Genomic DNA, 17,866 nt, shown 5'->3' on the forward strand with positions numbered 1-17,866 from the left:
TCCCGTTCAGCGAATATCTGCCCGCGCCCGCGGACGCCTTTCATTCATTTCATGGCTGAAGATCGCCGGCGGCAATGGTGTGCGCTGGCGGATAATGTCTGAACCCTTCTCGCCCATCATGATCGTCGGCGCATTGGTATTGCACGAGGGAACACGCGGCATCACCGAACTGTCACACACGCGCAGCCCCTCGATGCCGCGGACTTTCAGTTCGAGATCGACCACAGCCATATTGTCCGAACCCATCTTGCAGGTGCCGACAGGGTGGTGGTCGGTCTTCGCATTGGCGCAACCATACTCGAAGAGTTCCTCGTCGGAGTTATACTTCGGCCCCGGCAGGCGTTCCGCCATCACGTAAGGCTTCAGGGCCGCCTGGCTCATGATCTCACGGGCGATCTTCAGGCCTTCGATCGACATTTTCCGGTCATGCGGATCGCTCCAGTAGTTGGGGTCGATCAAGGGAGCGGCGTTCGGATCGGAAGACTGCAACCGCACCGTCCCGCGCGATCGGGGATGAAGATAGGCGGAGTTCAGGGTGACGCCGGCGTTCTTGAGCCGCTCGACGCCAGCTTCGATACCCGAGCCCAGTCCGAGATGGAACTGGATGTCCGGGGAGCGCGCATCGGGATCCGCATACCAGAAGCCGCCCGTTTCAAACAGGCTCGACGCAACCGGACCGGTACGGAAAAGCACGTACTGGATGCCCGCCCACAGTGTTCGGTGCAGCTTGGCGACGCCATCATAGGTATGGTCGCCCGTGCATTCGCAAATGACGAAAAGGTCAAGGTGGTCCTGCATGTTCTCGCCGACGCCGGGCAGATCATGCGCTACCGGCACGCCCACGCTCTGCAGATGATCGGCCGGGCCGATGCCGGACTGGAGCAGCAGCTTAGGCGATCCGATTGCACCCGAACTGACGAGAACCTCGCGTTCGGCACGGATTGTCTCGCGCGCATTGCCCTTAACGATCTCTACGCCGACCGCTCGCCCCTTCTCGACAAGGACCCGGGTTACCTGCGCGCCCAAGCGGATCGTCAGGTTCTTGCGCTCGCTGATTGGAGCGAGATAGGCCATCGACGCCGATGAGCGGCGGCGATTGCGCTGCGTCAATTGGTAGAACCCGACACCCGCTTGCTGCTGGCCGTTGAAATCGTGGTTGTAGGGAATGCCGAGTTCCTGTCCTGCCCGGATATAGGCATCGCAGATCGGCAGTGTGGCCGCGGGCATCGAAACGCCGAGCGGCCCACCATAGGCATGATAATCGTCGGCGTAGCGCTGATTGTCCTCGGCGCGCTTGAAATAAGGCAGAACGTCGCGATAACTCCACCCGGCACAACCATCCTCCCGTGCCCACAGGTCGTAGTCGGTTGCATTTCCGCGCGTATAAAGCTGGGCATTGATGCTTGATCCGCCACCGATGACTTTTGCTTGCGTATAGCGCAAGACGCGGTTGTTCATGTGCTTCTGCGGCACCGTCGACCAGCCCCAGCTGGCAACACCCTTGGTCATCTTGGCGAAGCCGGCAGGCATATGGAAAAGCGGGTTCCAGTCCCCGCCCCCGGCTTCAAGCAACAGTACCGAAACCTCCGGATCTTCGCTCAGGCGATTGGCGAGAACGCAGCCTGCGGGTCCGGCGCCGGTTATGATGTAATCATAGGTCATTCTAGAGCCTGCTTATCGAAAGGGCGCCATCGGCATTGATGATCGAGCCCGTGGCAAAGTTGAAATCGCCGCTGGCAAGAGCGGCCACGATACGGCCGAGATCGTCCGGCTCGCCCCAGCGCTTCATCGGAACAAGGCCCTCGGCAATAAGCTTGTCGTATTTTGCAGCGGCAATGGCGGTCATGTCGGAACGGATGATCCCAGGACGCACATCGAAAACGCTGATTCCCTGATCGGCGAGACGCACCGCAAGCCCCTGCGTGAAGGACGCGAGCGCCGCCTTCGTCAGGCAATAGTCGAGACGTTCGGGCGATGTCATCTCGGCGGAAACCGAGGTAACGTTGATTATGGTGCGCGATGTGGCGCTTTCCTGTTGCTCCAGCATGGCGCGCAAGACGCCTTGAGTGAAGAAAACGGTGCCGCGCAGATTGACGGAGACGATGGCGTCGAAATTAGCCGGCTCAAGGTCGAGGAAGTCACCCCGTACCTTTGAACCGATGCCGGCATTGTTGACGAGACAGTCGATGCGGCCATGGGTGTCGAGCACGCCCTCAATCGTCGCGGCATGGCCGGCGAGATCGGCAATGTCGGCCGTCTGAAACGAGACCTTTGCCCCGAGGCCTGCCAGTGTGGCGACCGCTGCCTCAGCTGTTTCGTCATTGGCGATATCCGTGATGGCGAGATCGAAACCCTTGCCGGCCAGTGCCCTGGCGATGCCAAGGCCGATCCCGCGGCGCGCTCCGGTGACGAGTGCAACCGGCTTCATGACAACTCCTTTCGGACGATATGATCTGCGACGCGCAGGGCCTGGGCCGCGATCGTCAGCGCCGGGTTGACCGCTGCCGACGTCGGCAGAAACGCGGCATCGACAACGAACAGATTAGGGTGGTCAAAAGCCCGGCAATAAATATCGAGCGGCGCGGTCGCGGGGTCGCTGCCCATTCGAACGGTGCCACACTGATGCGACGGCGTCTTGCGGTCGAAGGCCCTGGAAAGCACCAGCGGGAAGCCCGCCGCGCGAAGGGTGGACTTGATCCGCGCCACTAGCCTCAGATGGGCCGGCCAGTTGCTGCGGATCCACTCGAGAATGATCTTGTCACCATCAATGCGCACCCGGCTTTCGGGCTTTGGAACATCCTCGCTCATGGCAAGGAAATCCACCGTATGCGCGCAGAAACGGTCAAGCGCCCATTCCGGCACCATCCGAAGATCGGATTTCAAAACCGCGCCGCTGATCCGCCCGAGCAATTGCACATTGCCGAGCGGCGCGCCGCCATCGCCATCGGACAGATAGAAATCATTGAAGCCGAACGTCTTCTGGTAGACGCTGTCATTTTTGAAGCGTGGATCGAACCCGATGACGGCCGAAAGGTTGTGGTTCATAAAGTTGCGGCCAACCTGGTCCGAGCGATTTGCGAGTCCGGCGGGATTGGCATCTTCGGCCGAGCGCAGCAGGAGTACGGCGGACTGGACCGCTCCTGCCGAGAGTACGACGAGCTTCGGTCGCACGATACGCCTTGCGCCATTCTGCTCGTAATGCACTGCTGCGATTGACTTGCCATCGGCTGCGGTCTCGAGGCGGTTGACCCGCGCATTCGTTTCGAGCCGGACATTCTCGTGTTTCAGCGCGGCAACAAGGGCGGTCGTTTCCGCGTCCATCTTGCCGTTGAAGCTGTTCGGATGGGCATCCCAAGGCGTTTTGCCGTGCTTCAGCCAGGTATCGATATCGACGCCCAATGGCAGCGATGCCGGATGAACGCCCACCTTCTTCAACCGGGAGCGAAGCGCGGCGATGGGCGCTTCGTCTGGCACGGGTGGGAAGTTGTAGGGTGCTGAATGAAACGGCTCGGTCGGGTCTTCGCCGAGTGTTCCCCTCACCTCGAACAATTGTTCGGCCCTGCTGTACCAGGGCTCGAGTTCCTCGTAACCAAAAGGCCAGGCCGGGGAGACACCTTCGAGATGCTGCATCTCCGCGAAATCCTCGGCGCGGTAACGTGTCAGCACCGCTCCATAGAATTTCGAATTGCCACCGACATTGTAATAATTTCCGGGGTTGAAGGGCTTGCCGGACTCGTCGTACCAGCTTTCCTTCGGCCGAAAGAAACCACGCTGGAAGATGGCGCGCGGATCGCGGTTCTCGGGCCGGTCCGCCAGATGATCGCCCGCTTCCAGGATGGTGATCCTCGCTCCCGAACCGGCGAGCCCGGCGGCCATCGTGGCGCCGCCGATGCCTGAGCCGATGATAACGATATCTGCGGCCGCGTTCGGTGTGGGGCTGGTGGTCATGACGCGGGTCGATCAGGCCCCGATGCGCAATTGCGATTGCGGATCGAAGAAAACCGCCTTGTCGAGATTGAAGGCGAGTGCCGTTCTCGTGCCTGCGGATATTGGCGCATCCGCACGCAGGCGTGCAACGACCTCCTTGCCGCCGAGCTTGGTGACCGCGAAAGTGTCGGAGCCTGCAGGCTCAACCACTTCGATGAAGCATTCGCCTTCGACGAGTGAACCCGCGTTACGATCCGCGCCATCCGGATCGGTCAACGCTTCCGGGCGGATGCCGAAAATCACATCCTTGCCCGTGAATGCAACGAGGGCGCTATTGGTCTTGATCGGCAGGCGCAACGGTTCCATGTCGGGGCGCTCGAGCACGACCGCGAGATCGTTGGCGCCACCTTCGATCTTGGCCTTGAGCAGGTTCATGGCCGGTGAGCCCATGAAGTCGGCGACGAAGATGTTGGTAGGATTGTTGTAGATTTCCGCCGGTGTGCCGAACTGCTGCAATACGCCGTCTTTCAGGACTGCGATCTTTGTTGCCAGCGTCATCGCCTCGATCTGGTCGTGGGTTACATAGACGATCGTCGTCTTCATGCGCTGGTGCAGGCGCTTGATCTCGGTACGCATATCGACGCGCAGCTTGGCATCGAGGTTGGAGAGCGGCTCATCGAAGAGGAACACCTGCGGATTGCGCACGAGCGCACGCCCCATCGCCACGCGCTGGCGTTGCCCGCCGGAAAGCTGGCTCGGCTTGCGGTTGAGCAGATGCCCGATCTGCAGCATGTCGGCGACCTGCTTGATGGCCTTTTCACGCTCTTCCTTGGCGATGCCGCGAATTTCCATGCCGAAGGCTATGTTTCCGGCCACGGTCATATTCGGGTAGAGCGCATAGGACTGGAACACCATCGCGATGTCGCGCTTGGAGGGGTGCAATCCGCTGATCGACTTGCCCTTGATCGAGATGTCGCCTGACGTGATCGGTTCCAGCCCGGCAATGGTGTTGAGCAGGGTCGACTTGCCGCATCCGGAGGGTCCGACGAGGACGAGGAAGCCGCCTTCATCGATCTCGATATTGATGTCCTTCAGGATCGGCACGTTGCCGTAGGACTTATGCAGGTCTTGGATCTTGAGAAATGACATTGATTTATCCCTTCACGGCGCCGGACATGAGGCCGCGGACGAAATACCGCCCGGAAACGATGTAGACGATGAGAGTTGGCAGGGCGGCGAGAATGGCGCCGGCGAAATGCACGTTATATTCCTTCACGCCCGTCGACGAGTTGACGAGATTGTTGAGCGCAACCGTCATGGGCGTACTGCTGAAGCCGGAGAACGATGCGCCGAAAAGGAAGTCGTTCCAGATGTTGGTAAACTGCCAGATCACGGATACGACGATAATCGGCCCAGACGACGGCAGGAGGATACGCCAGAAAATCTGGAAGAAGTTTGCGCCATCGATCTGCGCGGCGCGCACCAGTTCGGTCGGGAATGCCTCGTAGTAATTACGGAAATAAAGCGTCGTGAAGCCGAGGCCATAGACGATATGGACGAGGATCAGGCCCTGGATGGTTCCGGCCATGCCGAGAAAACCGAGGACACGCGCCATCGGTATGAGCACGATCTGGAACGGGATGAAACAGCCGAGCAGCAGCATGCCGAACATGACGTTCGAACCGCGGAAGCGCCATTTCGTCAGGACATAGCCGTTCAGCGCGCCGATCACCGTCGATATGGCGACTGCGGGAATAACCATCAGGATCGAGTTGATGAAATAGGGGCGCAGGCCCGTGGGCTGCACGCCGATCTGCGCGGTCGACCAGGCCGAGAGCCAGGGCTGGATCGTCCATTCGTGCGGCGGCGACAGCATGCCGCCCTGACGAATTTCATCGAGCGTCTTCAGCGAGTTCACCACCATTACGTAGAGTGGCAGCAGATAGTAGAACGCGAAAACCAGAAGGGCGATATAGATGACGACGCGGGTGAGTTTGCCGCTGTTGATCACATTGTCGGGGCTTGGAGCGCTCATTTGTTGCCTCCCCTGATTTCGGAATAAAGGTAGGGGATGATGATTGCGAAGATCGTGATCAGCATGATGATGGCCGATGAGGCGCCAATGCCCATGGAATTGCGGGTGAAAGTGTAGGAATACATGAACGTCGCCGGCAATTCGGTTGCCTGGCCAGGCCCGCCGCCGGTCAGGGCGATCACGAGATCGTATGCCTTGATCGCAAGGTGCGCGAGAACGACGAAGGCGGAAAGAAACACGGGCCGCATCAGTGGAATGATGATGCGCCGGTAGATCATGCCGGTCGATGCGCCGTCGATCTGCGCCGCCTTGATGATCTCATTGTCGACGCCGCGCAAGCCGGCAAGAAACATGGCCATGACGAAGCCGGAGGATTGCCAGACGGCAGCGATAACGACCGTATAGATCGCCATCTTCGAGTCCTTGATCCAATTGAACTGAAAGCTCTCCCAACCCCACTGGTGCATGGTGTTTTCAAGACCGATGCCGGGATCGAGAAACCATTTCCAGGCGACGCCGGTGACGATGAACGACAGCGCCATGGGATAGAGATAGATGGGACGCAGGACACCTTCGATGCGGATCTTCTGGTCGAGAAGGATGGCGAGGCCCAGGCCGAGCACCGTGCAGATGACGATGTAGAGCGAGGCAAATATGCCAAGGTTGGTAATAGCCCGCCACCAGTGCGGCAGCGCCCACAGCTTGCGGTAGTTTTCAAAGCCGACAAATCCATAGGACGGCAACATCTTGCTGTCCGTGAACGACAGAATGCCGGTATAGATGATAAAGCCATAGACGAAGATCAGGACGATCAAAAAGCTCGGTCCGAGAACCAGCTTGGGTATAAGGTCCTGTATGCGGCTGCGGGTATCCATAGCCTCACCTCTTAAATCAATATCGTTTTATATCGTTGCCGCGACGGGGCGGAGAATTCTATCCGGGGCATGTGCTGCCCCGGATAGAGGACTAAGCTTATTTCGCAGCGTCAACGGCGGAAACGAGTTCCTTCACCGCGTCTTCGGAGCTCAGTTCACCGTTGAATTCACGTGTGACGACGTCATAGATCGCGTTCTTCACGGCAGCAGGAACCGCATAGCCATGGGCCATGGAGCCGTAGAGCGTGCCGCCCTTGCTGGCTTCGGCAAGATCCTTGATGGCCTTCTTGCCGCAAGCGTCAAAAGCGGTATCCGGAACGTCCGTGCGAGCCGGAGCCGAACCCTTGACCACGTTGAACGCCGACTGGAAGCTCGGGCTCTCGATGGCCGATGCCATTACCAGCTGGTTCTTGTGGTCAGCATCGCTCTTCTTGAAGAAGAGGAACTGGTCGGAGTTGAAGGTTACCGACCCCTGGGTGCCCGGGAAGCGCATGCAGACGAAGTCCACGCCGGGCTCCTTCTTTGCCTTCACGAATTCACCCTTGGCCCAGTCACCCATGAACTGCATGCCGGCCTTGCCTTCGATAACCATGGTCGAAGCAAGGTTCCAGTCGCGACCGGAAAAATTGTCGTCGACATAGCTGCGCAGCTTGGTCATGCGGTCGAATGCTTCCTTCATCTTGTCGCCGCCCAAGGCCTTGGGGTCGAGATCGATGAATGCCGCCTTGTAGAAGTCATTGCCGAGGGAAAGAACGACGGCATCAAAGATGGTCGCATCCTGCCAGGGCTGGCCGCCATGGGCGATCGGCGTGATGCCCTGTTCCTTGAACTTGTCGAGCAGAGCGATCAGCTCGTCCCAGTTGGCAGGTTCCTTGCCGCCAGCCTTGTCAAGGGCCGCCTTGTTGATCCATACCCAGTTGGTCGAGTGAACATTGACCGGCGCGGCGATCCAGTGGCCGTCATACTTGGAGAACTTCTGCAGTGCCTCCGGAATGACGTCGCCCCACTTTTCCTTGTCGGCAACGTCATCGACATTGGCCAGCGCGCCCTGCTTTGCCCAATCGGTGATGTCGAAACCGAGCGACTGCACCGACGTCGGCGGATTGCCGGCGGTAACACGGGCGCGCAGCACGGTCATGGCTTCAGAACCACCACCACCGGCGACGGGCATGTCAGACCAGGTGATGCCCTTGGTCTCGAGATCCTTCTTCAGGACTTCGAGCGCCGTTGCTTCACCGCCGGAAGTCCACCAATGCAGAACCTCGACGTTTTCAGCAGCGCGGGCCGCCGTTGCAGTCCCGAGCAGCATCGCCGCGGCGGCGACCGTATTCATCCACTTTTTCATTTCAGGCCTCCCATTTGAAAAAAGAAAAAATCCAAAATATCCGACTGAGATTCCTCAAGTCCGGAGCATTCTTACAATAGGCGGAAGGGGCTTTACAATCGATTTAATCAGCTCGCCCATACGACTTTCCTCCTACCCAGATGCATGTTGAGAGTCTTCGTTTCCGTGTAATCCTCAACCGCATGCCTGCCCAGTTCCCGGCCGAGACCGGACTGCTTGTAGCCGCCGAACGGCAATTCCGAAGCGCCGTCCATGAAGGTGTTCATCCAGATCGTCCCGGCACGAACCTGGCGCCCGATCGTCAGGCACGTATCGAAATCGCGGCTCCAAACGCCGGCCGACAGGCCATAATCGATGGAATTGGCGATGCGAACCGCTTCATCGAGTGTTTCGAAGGTCAGGACGGAGAGAACCGGGCCAAAAACCTCCTCACGTGCAACTGCCATGTCCGGCTGCACGGCCGACAGAATGGTCGGCGACATGAACTGTCCCATGCCAAGTTCCAGTGGCTCGCCGCCATGGCTGATATTGGCTCCGCCGGTTGCTGCATTGCGCACATAGCCGTCGATCTTCGCCAGGTGCTCGGGCGTGATGATAGCGCCAACCTTGGTCTGCGGATCGAGCGGATCGCCGACCTTTACCTTGGCGGAATGAGCGCCGATGCGGGCGACGACGTCGTCAGCGATATCGCGATGGATGATAAGTCGCGAACCGGCATTGCAGCATTCGCCGGCGTTGAAATAGGCGCCGAAGACCGCTGCATCGATGAAATCATCGAGTTCCGCATCGGGAAACACAATCTGCGGGTTCTTGCCGCCAAGTTCCAGCGAGACCTTTTTCAAGGTCTGAGCGGCATTGGCCATGGTGAGCTTGCCGACCAGCGTCGAGCCGGTGAAGGACACCATGTCGACGTCGGGATGGACGGTCATGGGCGCACCGACTTCCGCGCCGGTTCCCGTCACGATATTGACGACACCGGCAGGAACGCCGGCTTCCATCAGTATCTCGCCAAGCACAAGCGTCGAGCCGGAAGTAAGTTCCGATGGCTTGACCACGGCCGTGCAACCAGCCGCCAGGGCGAAAGGCAGTTTCTGGCTGACGATAAGGAACGGAAAATTCCACGGCGTTATGATCGAAACGACGCCGATCGCTTCGCGCAGGACCACCCCGAGCGTGCCTTCACCGAGCGTATTATAGCTCTCGCCATGGAGATCCCGGCCGAGCGCAGCGGCATAGCGCCAGATATCCACGGCGCCGACGAGTTCGGCCTTGGCCTGGCTGATCGGCTTGCCCGACTCGATGCAATCGAGATAGGCGAGTTCATCGGAACGCGCGGCAATCAGTTCGGCAGCCTTGAGCAGAATGTTCGAGCGCTCTGCGCCGGTCATGCGGGACCAGGTACCCGTATCGAAGGCGCGGCGTGCTGCGGCGATGGCGCGTTCCGCGTCGGATTTCGTTGCGGCCTGATAGCGGGAGACGACGACACCATGTCCCGGGCTCTTGCGCTCGATGGAAGCGCCGCCGGAACCATCGACCCACCGGCCATCGATCAACAGCTGAAATTCGCGCACCTTGAAATCTTCGAGCGCCTGTGGGCGCACCAGAATCGTCATTACCATTCTCCTTTGAATGCGGGTTCGCGCTTTTCGGCAAAGGCCGAAACACCTTCCTTAAGGTCCGCTGTCTTTGCGACGAGGATCGAGCCCAGCGCTTCGACCGCCGTTCCGTTGTCTTCGCCATTGGCCGAAGCAATCATCAGTTTGGCCACTTCGACGGCAGCCGGTCCGCGCTTGGCAATACGTTCCGCATAGGCCGTTGCCGTTGCAACCGCCCCGCCCGTTTCGACGACGTGGTCGATAACGCCGAGGCCCAAGCCTTCCCCTGCACTGAAGATTTCGCCGCCGAGCGCCATGCGGCGCACGACCTGCGCGCCGAAGCGCCGGACAAGGCGCTGCGTTCCCGACCAGCCCGGCACCATGCCGAGGCCGGTTTCAGGCAGGCCAAGCTTGATCTGGGCTTCCGCAATGCGGATATCGGCAGTTGCAGCAAGCTCGAGCCCGCCGCCCAGCGCATGACCATTGAGCGCGGCGATAAGCGGCACGCGCAAGGTCGCAAGGCGTTCGAACACGCGGTGACCGAAGCGCACCCAGGCATGGCCGAACTCGTTGGGCGTCATCGCTGCCCAGGCCTTGATATCGCCGCCGGCCGAGAACGCCTTGCCGGCGCCGGTCAGGATCGCGACGCGCGTTTCGGCGTTGGCTTCGACAGCGTCGCAGGCCGCACTCAGTTCCTTCAGCATATCGAGATCGAAGGCATTAAGCTTTTCCGGGCGCGAGACGGTGATCGTGGCGACGTGACCGGCGAAGGTGACGGTGATGCGCGGGTCAGCCATGGATCGTCCTCTGGGGCTTGTGCGGCAATTCGAGGCCGAGCGGCTGCGGCTGGAAGAGGCGGGCATCCATCTGTTTCAGGTCGCGCGCGACAACCAGAGGAAATTCGGACTGGTCGAGAATATGGGCCTGGAGATCGACGCCGGGGGCGATTTCAGTCAGCACGACGCCTTCGGGACGCAGCGCCATGACGCAGCGCTCGGTCACGTAGGTGATGTCCTGCCCCTGCTCGATGGCGCGGCGACCGGAGAAGGTGACATGCTCAACCTCGTTGACCAGCTTCTTGAGCTTGCCTTCCCTTTCGATAACCAGCTTTCCGCCTTCGACATGTACTTTCGCCCCGGCATTGAACATGCCCGAGAAGACGATCTTGCGAGCGCGCGCCGTGATATCGACGAAGCCGCCGGCGCCAGCGGTCACATGCGGGCGGAAACTCAGCTTCGATACGTTGACAGAACCGCTCTTGTCGATTTCCAGGAACGAGAGCAGCGACGCATCGAAACCAGCGCCCTGGAAATAGGTGAACTGGTGCGGCGACGGCACAAAAGCCTCGGCATTCGAGGCGCAACCGAAGGCAAAGTCCAGAAGCGGAATGCCGCCGACCGGACCCTGTTCGATGACCCAGGTGACGGCACCGTGCAAACCCTCTTCAAGCAGGATGCGCGGCACGTTTGCCGAAATGCCGAAGCCGAGATTGACAGCACTGCCCGCCTCGAGTTCCGTCGCGACCCGTCGCGCGATGACCTTCTGGATATTGAAATCCGGCAGTTCGAAATCTTCGAGCGGATGGAATATCTCGCCGGAAATAGCCGGATCATACAGCGTCTGTGTTGTCTGCTTCTGTTCCGGATCGACCACGACATAATCGACAAGGATGCCGGGAACGCGCACGTCGTGCGGCTTCATCGAGCCGCTCTTGGTGATCCGCTTGACCTGCGCAATAACGATGCCGCCATTGTTGCGCACCGCGAGCGCCTGATCGAAGCCACCGAGATAAGCGCCTTCATGCTCGTAGGTGAGATTGCCGCGCTCGTCGGCGGTCGTTGCACGGATGATAGCGACCTGCGGTACGATCGGCTTGAAGAACAACCATTCTTCGCCATCGAATTCGATTTTGCGCACCAACGGTTCCTTCGCGGCGGATGCATTCATGGCGCAACCCTGGCGGTCGGGATCGACGAATGTGTCGAGCCCGACCTTGGTCAAGACGCCCGGACGCTTGGCGGCAGCCTCACGGTGCATGTCGAAGAGAATGCCTGAGGGCACATTGTATGCAGCAACCTCGTCATTGCCGATCATCTGCCAGATCAAAGGAGGCTCGGCGCTGGACGGGCCCGACGGGTAGGAACCGCCGACGATCTTCTTCAAAAGCCCCTTCCTCGCAATGTAGTCGACGCCCTTGATCCCGCTCATGTCGCCGGCGGCTATCGGATGCAGGGTCGTCAGATCACGCGGGTGACCCGTAGCCTCGAAGCGCGCGCCGATCGCCTTCAGCATCAGGTCGGGGCAACCGAGCCCGCTCGACGATGAGACGGAGACGATGGCTTCGTCAGGAATGAGGTTCGCGGCCTCTTCGGGGGTTATGTGCTTGTTCATGCTCTTGGATCGTGCTTTCAAAGGCCTGGATTGATCTTTTGGGCGGTTCCGGTCCGCGCAGCTTCCGTAACGGCGATGCCGGCGGCAAGCGACCAGACACCGTCCTCGCCCGACGCTGCAGGTCTGCCGTCGCCGGCAATGGCGGCGTGGAATTTGGCAAGGCCCCTCTCGTAGAGATTCTTGTGGTCGAGCTTTAGTTCGCTTTCGCCGTCTGCGTTGCGGAGTATGACCGTGCCGACCGGCTTTTGCGTCATGACATTATGCCCGACGAGCGAGCCTTCCGTGCCGTGCACTTCGAAGCCCGTTTCGGAGTATTTCGTGGTGAAGCCGTCATGAAACAGAGCAATCAGCCCCGACTTGAAGCGCATGACGCCCATCACTCCGTCCTCAAGGCCCTGTTTGGCAAGTCCGCTCTTCTGGCCGAAGGCAACGGCCTCGACCGGGTCGTCGCCAAGCACGTAGCGCAGCGTATCGGTGTCGTGGACCGTAATATCGAGTATCACGCCGCCGCCAGCCTCCGGGCGATCCAGGCGCCAGCCCTGCAGATGCGGCGGAAGATAAACGGCGTGGAAGACCTTGGCGGCGAGCGGCTTGCCGATCTTGCCCGCAGCAATGGCATCGCGCATCGCCGTATGGCTTGCCGCGTTGCGCAGGTGGTGGTTGGTGGCAAAGACAATATTGGCGGCGCGGCAGGCCTCGACCATGGCCCGCGCATCCTCGAGGCTCGTTGCAAGCGGCTTTTCGCACAGTACATGCTTTCCTGCCTTCGCTGCGGCGAGCACCTGGTCCTTGTGCAGTTCATTCGTCGTCGAAATATAGACAGCATCGATCGGCTGTTCGCTGAACAACGCATCGAGCGTTGTGACCGAATGGGGAATTCCGTGATCGTCAGCATATTTGCGCCCGCGCTCGGCATTGGTGCTCATGACCGATACAATCTCGCCGCCACTGGCGCGGATCGCATCGATGACCCATTCATGCGCGATGGTGCTCGCACCAATCAGACCCCAGCGTATCATGCCAATTCCTCCGTTTGCCTGACAGGCGCGCCACAGCTTTGGCGCACGACGAGACGCACCGACGTAACCAGTGTTTCCTGGTCGACCTGCCCGGCGTTGATCTGCTTCATCAAAAGCTGTGCCGCCCGCTGGCCCATGCCCTGCGGATCGACCGAGACGGTCGTCAGGGCGGGAACCGCTGTCTTTGCCTCGATGACATCGTCGAACCCGATGACTGCAAAGCCCTTGCCCGGCTCGATATCGTTGGAGCGAAGGCCATCGCACACGCCGAAGGCGACTGCATCGTTGAAGCACAGCGCCGCAGTGGGACGCTCGTCAAAGAACATCATGCGTTCTACCGCGGTGGCGCCGCCGGCGCGCGAGGGCGCAGAATGAATGACGAAGTTTTGGTTGAGGGCAATACCGGCTTCCATCAGGGCATCGCGATATCCCCGCACCCGGTCGGATGACACGGCGGTATCGGCAAAGCCGCCCATGAAGGCAATGCTGCGGTGCCCGAGATTGATGAGGTGGCGGACTGCCGCTTTCGCGCCGGCGTAATTGTCGGAAAGCAACGTGGATACCTTCGCACCAGGCAGATTGCGCACGACGACCACAACGGGAATGCCGCTGTCGGCGAGCGGCTTGACGTCACTTGCCTCGGTTCCGCGTGCCGGTGACAGGATAAGGCCGGCGATGCCGTTTTCACGCATCGAGGCGATGACCTGGCGCTGCCTGTCGACGCTTTCGCCGCTATGGGCGAGGAATTGGACATAGCCTGCCGACTGAACCACCATGTCGACGCCGACAGCCAGTTCCGCAAAGAAACTGTTGGTCAGATCGTTGACGACGATGCCGATGATTTTCGATTTCGACTGGCGCAGATTGGCAGCCCCGCGATTGTAGACATAGCCCAGATCATTGATGAGCGCGCTGACCTTTTCGCGGGTCTTTTCATTAACCAGCGGACTGCCCTGGAGGACCAGCGACACGGTGGATTTCGACACGCCGGCGGCGCGCGCAATGTCCACAATACTTGTCCGTGTCTTGCTCAAGGTGATTTCTCCCAGTCGCCGCACAGTTAATTGGAACGTTCCAAATATGTCAAGATATTTCTTTAGGATGCCGCAAAGGCGCTGTTCTGCGCGGATTTTGTCCTCACCGCACCTCTTTCCGGATGTCTGTCTGGCTCTTCCGATAATTTTTCGGCCTAGCTCTTGTATTTTGGAACGTTCCAAACTAAAAATCCGACGTCAGTACGGGAGCGAACGCATGACAATCAGCCTCAACCTGCCGACCTCAGATGGAGTAAGCGCTGCCTATAGCCTGCGCGGCGAGCCGCTTGCCAAACCATCGTCCCCGCCCTCGTTCAATCGCATCGCCTATGCCGCGGCGCATGTCGTTTCCGATCCGCGCCGCGATGCCAATCCCTGGACCTCGCCCGCGATCGACTGGGATGCGACGATGGCATTTCGCCATCACCTATGGTCGCTCGGCTTCAAGATTGCCGAGGCGATGGACACGGCGCAGCGCGGCATGGGCGTCGACTGGGCTACCGCGCAGGAGCTGATCCGCCGCTCGCTCGCCGAGGCGCGGACCGTTTCGGGCGCCGATCTTGCCTGCGGTGGCGGAACGGACCAGCTGTTGCCCCAGGATGCGAAATCGCTTCAGGATGTCATCGACGCCTACGAGACCCAGATCGGCTTCATTGAAGGCGAAGGCGGACGCTCGGTGATGATGGCGAGCCGTGCACTCGCACGTGTCGCCCGCTCTGCCGATGACTACCGCACCGTCTATAACGCCGTCCTCTCGCAGACGCGGGAAAAGGTGACCCTGCATTGGCTTGGCGACATGTTCGATCCCCATCTTGCCGGCTATTGGGGTTCGGCAAGTTTTGAAGACGCGCTCGAAACTGTCCTTGCCGTCATCAACGACAATCGAGCCAAGGTGGAAGGCATCAAGATTTCGCTGCTCGACAATGCGAAGGAGATTGAGCTGCGCAAGCGCCTGCCCGACGACGTCCTCTGCTTTACCGGCGACGACTTCAACTATGCCGAGTTGATAGAGGGTGACGGAGAGCGCTATAGCCACGCTCTTCTCGGCATTTTCGACGCCGTTGCCCCATCGGCATCAAAAGCGCTCGCGCACCTCGCAGCGGGCGATGCCGAGGCATTTCGCGAGACGATCGAGCCGACCGTGCCGCTCTCGCGCAAGATATTCGAGGCACCGACGCAGTACTACAAGGCCGGTGTCGTCTTCCTCGCCTGGCTCAATGGCCACCAAAGCCACTTCGTCATGCCGGCCGGTATGCAGTCCGCGCGTGGCATCGTGCACTACGCCGACATCTTCCGGCTTGCGGATGCGGCCAATGTGCTCGACAAGCCTGACCTTGCAGTGGCCCGGATGAAGAGCCTTTTGCAGGTTTATGGAGTGTAATGCACGTCCATGGGTTCTCGGGCTAAGCCAGAGGTCCTCTCTCCCGATAGAAAAAGGGACGGTGCCGGAGCACCGTCCCCTCCCCGCTCCAATCTTTGAAGCTTACTTGTTCCAGCTCTTGACCAGTTCGTCGTAGTTGACGGTCTGCGGCTTTTCCTTTTCGTTTTCGATCTTCAGCTGCGGAGCGAGATTGCCAGCCTTGACCGCTTCCGCGTTCCAGTAGGCAAGGTCATGCTCCTCGGCCAGCTTCGGACCGATATCACCCTGGACGCCTGATTTCTCGAGGCGGCCGAGCACCTTTTCCTGCTCCTCGCAAAGCGAGTCCATGGCTTCCTGAGCGGTCTTGGCACCGGAAGAAGCGTCACCCACGGCCTGCCACCAGAGCTGTGCCAGCTTCGGATAGTCAGGAACGTTGGTGCCCGTCGGCGACCACTGAACGCGAGCCGGCGAACGATAGAACTCGATCAGACCGCCGAGTTCAGGCGCACGCTTGGTGAAGCTCTTGTCCTGGATGGTGGATTCGCGGATGAAGGTGAGGCCGACATGGCTCTTCTTCACGTCCACGGTCTTCGAGGTTACGAACTGCGCATAGAGCCATGCGGCCTTGGCGCGGTCCTCGGGCGTTGACTTCATCAGCGTCCATGAGCCGACGTCCTGGTAGCCGAGCTTCATGCCGTCTTTCCAATAGACACCATGCGGCGAGGGCGCCATACGCCACCTCGGGGTGCCATCTGCATTGACGACGGGAAGGCCTGGCTTGACCATGTCGGCGGTGAAGGCGGTGTACCAGAAAATTTGCTGGGCGATATTGCCCTGCGCCGGAACCGGACCCGATTCGGAGAAGGTCATGCCCTGAGCTTCCGGCGGTGCATAAGCCTTCAGCCAGTCGAGATATTTCTGGATCGAATAGACCGCTGCCGGTCCGTTGGTATCGCCGCCGCGGGCAACGCACGAGCCGACAGGGCGTGACTGCGCATCGACCTTGATGCCCCATTCATCGACCGGGAGACCGTTGGGCAAGCCCTTGTCACCATTGCCAGCCATGGAAAGCCAGGCATCGGTAAAGCGCCAGCCGAGCGACGGATCCTTCTTGCCGTAGTCCATGTGACCATAGACCTTCTTGCCGTCGATCTCGCGACCGTTGAAGAATTCGGCAATGTCCTCATAGGCCGACCAGTTGACCGGAACGCCGAGATCGTAGCCGTATTTCGCCTTGAAATCGGCCTTGTTCTTCTCGTCGTTGAACCAGTCGTAGCGGAACCAATAGAGATTGGCGAACTGCTGATCGGGAAGCTGATAGAGCTTCTTGTCGGGCGCAGTCGTGAACTTGGTGCCGATGAAGTCGTCAACGTCGAGACCGGGATTGGTCACGTCCTTGCCTTCATTAGCCATCCAGTCGGTCAGGTTGCGCACCTGCTGGTAGCGCCAGTGCGTGCCGATCAGATCCGAGTCGTTGACCCAAGCGTCGTAGAGGTTCTGGCCCGTCTGCATCTGTGTCTGGATCTTTTCGACGACGTCACCTTCCTGGATGATGTCGTGAGTGACCTTGATGCCGGTGATCGCGGTGAAGGCCGGGGCCAGTGTCTGCGATTCATAGCTGTGGGTCGTCAGTGACTCCGACACCACCTTGATTTCCATGCCCGCGAAGGGCTTGGCGGCATCGATGAACCACTGCATCTCCTTTTCCTGAGCAGCGCGATCAAGGGTCGACATGTCGCCGATTTCCTTGTCGAGGAACGCCTTGGCCTCATCGATTCCGGCCCAGGCACTGCCTGCGCCGAACAACAGCACCATTGCTGTCGTTGTCGTCAATAATCGCGTTCGCATGGTTGTCCTCCCAGAGTTGCTGCGATTGCATTGTTGGGACAGGGCGGAATGCCCTGTCTCAATTTCATACGTCAGACGAAGCGGAACACGCCTATGGCGTAGACCACCGAAATTGCCAGAGCCCACCAGAGGTTGGGACCAACGAGGCCAAGCCAGGCAAGATGGATATAGGCGGCGCCGAGCAGCGACACGAAAAGCCGGTCGCCCCGCGTCGTTTCAAAGCGCAATATGCCGATGCGGGGATTGCCGCCCGGCGAGAAGTATTCCCACACCGCCATGCCGATCAGCAGAAGGAAGATCGTCATGAAGAACAGCGCGGTCGGCACGGTCCATGCCATCCATGAAAGGTCCATGTCAGGCCTCCTTCCGTGCAATTCTAAAGTCAGAACAGCATGCTGGCCTTGGCGCATTCCCGAGCACGCGCGCCTCCGCTATCC

General features: G+C 59.9%; 15 protein-coding genes. 1 reads left to right on the forward strand and 14 read right to left on the reverse strand.

Annotated elements, in window-relative coordinates:
• Nucleotides 1-6: 6 nt before the first annotated feature.
• From BLR72_RS07885 to BLR72_RS07940, 12 genes are all read right to left on the reverse strand, one after another.
• Nucleotides 7-1,662: a GMC family oxidoreductase gene (locus BLR72_RS07885; RefSeq protein WP_091947118.1), complete on the reverse strand. Its 1,656-nt coding sequence runs from the start codon at nt 1,660-1,662 to the stop codon at nt 7-9.
• A gap of 1 nt (nt 1,663) precedes the next feature.
• A complete protein-coding gene (locus BLR72_RS07890) occupies nt 1,664-2,428 on the reverse strand; it encodes a 3-ketoacyl-ACP reductase (protein ID WP_091947120.1) in 765 nt (254 codons plus the stop codon).
• On the reverse strand, nt 2,425-3,948 hold the full coding sequence (locus BLR72_RS07895) for a GMC oxidoreductase (RefSeq protein ID WP_091947123.1): 1,524 nt from the start codon (nt 3,946-3,948) through the stop codon (nt 2,425-2,427). Before BLR72_RS07895 ends, BLR72_RS07890 begins: the two co-directional genes overlap by 4 nt.
• A 12-nt stretch (nt 3,949-3,960) precedes the next feature.
• Nucleotides 3,961-5,076, reverse strand: a complete 1,116-nt coding sequence (locus BLR72_RS07900; RefSeq protein WP_027230744.1) for an ABC transporter ATP-binding protein — start codon at nt 5,074-5,076, stop codon at nt 3,961-3,963.
• Between the two features lie 4 nt (nt 5,077-5,080).
• Nucleotides 5,081-5,962 carry a carbohydrate ABC transporter permease gene (locus BLR72_RS07905; protein ID WP_027230745.1) on the reverse strand — a complete coding sequence of 294 codons (882 nt, stop codon included), beginning with the start codon at nt 5,960-5,962 and terminating at the stop codon, nt 5,081-5,083.
• Nucleotides 5,959-6,837: a carbohydrate ABC transporter permease gene (locus BLR72_RS07910; RefSeq protein WP_091920480.1), complete on the reverse strand. Its 879-nt coding sequence runs from the start codon at nt 6,835-6,837 to the stop codon at nt 5,959-5,961. Before BLR72_RS07910 ends, BLR72_RS07905 begins: the two co-directional genes overlap by 4 nt.
• 97 nt (nt 6,838-6,934) lie before the next feature.
• Complete coding sequence (locus BLR72_RS07915) at nt 6,935-8,182, reverse strand: ABC transporter substrate-binding protein (RefSeq protein WP_091947126.1); 1,248 nt, start codon at nt 8,180-8,182, stop codon at nt 6,935-6,937.
• Nucleotides 8,183-8,289: 107 nt separating this feature from the next.
• Complete coding sequence (locus tag BLR72_RS07920) at nt 8,290-9,795, reverse strand: aldehyde dehydrogenase family protein (protein WP_091947128.1); 1,506 nt, start codon at nt 9,793-9,795, stop codon at nt 8,290-8,292.
• Nucleotides 9,795-10,574 carry an enoyl-CoA hydratase/isomerase family protein gene (locus tag BLR72_RS07925; RefSeq protein ID WP_091947132.1) on the reverse strand — a complete coding sequence of 260 codons (780 nt, stop codon included), beginning with the start codon at nt 10,572-10,574 and terminating at the stop codon, nt 9,795-9,797. Before BLR72_RS07925 ends, BLR72_RS07920 begins: the two co-directional genes overlap by 1 nt.
• Nucleotides 10,567-12,168, reverse strand: a complete 1,602-nt coding sequence (locus tag BLR72_RS07930; protein ID WP_091947135.1) for an acyl CoA:acetate/3-ketoacid CoA transferase — start codon at nt 12,166-12,168, stop codon at nt 10,567-10,569. Before BLR72_RS07930 ends, BLR72_RS07925 begins: the two co-directional genes overlap by 8 nt.
• Nucleotides 12,169-12,185: 17 nt before the next feature.
• Nucleotides 12,186-13,187: a Gfo/Idh/MocA family protein gene (locus tag BLR72_RS07935; RefSeq protein ID WP_027230751.1), complete on the reverse strand. Its 1,002-nt coding sequence runs from the start codon at nt 13,185-13,187 to the stop codon at nt 12,186-12,188.
• Complete coding sequence (locus BLR72_RS07940; protein WP_091947138.1) at nt 13,184-14,221, reverse strand: LacI family DNA-binding transcriptional regulator; 1,038 nt, start codon at nt 14,219-14,221, stop codon at nt 13,184-13,186. Before BLR72_RS07940 ends, BLR72_RS07935 begins: the two co-directional genes overlap by 4 nt.
• A gap of 217 nt (nt 14,222-14,438) precedes the next feature.
• On the opposite strand from BLR72_RS07940, the gene BLR72_RS07945 reads away from it, so the two are divergent.
• Nucleotides 14,439-15,602 (forward strand): dihydrodipicolinate synthase family protein, encoded by a 1,164-nt coding sequence (locus BLR72_RS07945; RefSeq protein ID WP_091947141.1) that lies wholly within the window; start codon nt 14,439-14,441, stop codon nt 15,600-15,602.
• Between the two features lie 102 nt (nt 15,603-15,704).
• Here the strand turns inward: BLR72_RS07945 and BLR72_RS07950 are convergent, their stop codons facing one another.
• Entirely contained in the window at nt 15,705-17,429 is a 1,725-nt protein-coding gene (locus BLR72_RS07950) for an ABC transporter substrate-binding protein (RefSeq protein ID WP_091947143.1), read from the reverse strand.
• Between the two features lie 71 nt (nt 17,430-17,500).
• Nucleotides 17,501-17,782 carry a DUF2160 domain-containing protein gene (locus BLR72_RS07955; RefSeq protein ID WP_027230755.1) on the reverse strand — a complete coding sequence of 94 codons (282 nt, stop codon included), beginning with the start codon at nt 17,780-17,782 and terminating at the stop codon, nt 17,501-17,503.
• Nucleotides 17,783-17,866: the final 84 nt, after the last annotated feature.

The sequence above is a fragment of the Phyllobacterium sp. YR620 genome, assembly GCF_900104165.1.
In the GTDB taxonomy this organism is placed as follows: domain Bacteria; phylum Pseudomonadota; class Alphaproteobacteria; order Rhizobiales; family Rhizobiaceae; genus Phyllobacterium; species Phyllobacterium pellucidum.

Excerpts from the sequence above, each read along its gene's own strand:
- BLR72_RS07885 (WP_091947118.1), bottom strand. The coding sequence starts at position 1,662 with ATGACCTATGATTACATCATAACCGGCGCCGGACCCGCAGGCTGCGTT.
- BLR72_RS07890 (WP_091947120.1), bottom strand. The coding sequence starts at position 2,428 with ATGAAGCCGGTTGCACTCGTCACCGGAGCGCGCCGCGGGATCGGCCTT.
- BLR72_RS07895 (WP_091947123.1), bottom strand. The coding sequence starts at position 3,948 with ATGACCACCAGCCCCACACCGAACGCGGCCGCAGATATCGTTATCATC.
- BLR72_RS07900 (WP_027230744.1), bottom strand. The coding sequence starts at position 5,076 with ATGTCATTTCTCAAGATCCAAGACCTGCATAAGTCCTACGGCAACGTG.
- BLR72_RS07905 (WP_027230745.1), bottom strand. The coding sequence starts at position 5,962 with ATGAGCGCTCCAAGCCCCGACAATGTGATCAACAGCGGCAAACTCACC.
- BLR72_RS07910 (WP_091920480.1), bottom strand. The coding sequence starts at position 6,837 with ATGGATACCCGCAGCCGCATACAGGACCTTATACCCAAGCTGGTTCTC.
- BLR72_RS07915 (WP_091947126.1), bottom strand. The coding sequence starts at position 8,182 with ATGAAAAAGTGGATGAATACGGTCGCCGCCGCGGCGATGCTGCTCGGG.
- BLR72_RS07920 (WP_091947128.1), bottom strand. The coding sequence starts at position 9,795 with ATGACGATTCTGGTGCGCCCACAGGCGCTCGAAGATTTCAAGGTGCGC.
- BLR72_RS07925 (WP_091947132.1), bottom strand. The coding sequence starts at position 10,574 with ATGGCTGACCCGCGCATCACCGTCACCTTCGCCGGTCACGTCGCCACG.
- BLR72_RS07930 (WP_091947135.1), bottom strand. The coding sequence starts at position 12,168 with ATGAACAAGCACATAACCCCCGAAGAGGCCGCGAACCTCATTCCTGAC.
- BLR72_RS07935 (WP_027230751.1), bottom strand. The coding sequence starts at position 13,187 with ATGATACGCTGGGGTCTGATTGGTGCGAGCACCATCGCGCATGAATGG.
- BLR72_RS07945 (WP_091947141.1), top strand. The coding sequence starts at position 14,439 with ATGACAATCAGCCTCAACCTGCCGACCTCAGATGGAGTAAGCGCTGCC.
- BLR72_RS07950 (WP_091947143.1), bottom strand. The coding sequence starts at position 17,429 with ATGCGAACGCGATTATTGACGACAACGACAGCAATGGTGCTGTTGTTC.
- BLR72_RS07955 (WP_027230755.1), bottom strand. The coding sequence starts at position 17,782 with ATGGACCTTTCATGGATGGCATGGACCGTGCCGACCGCGCTGTTCTTC.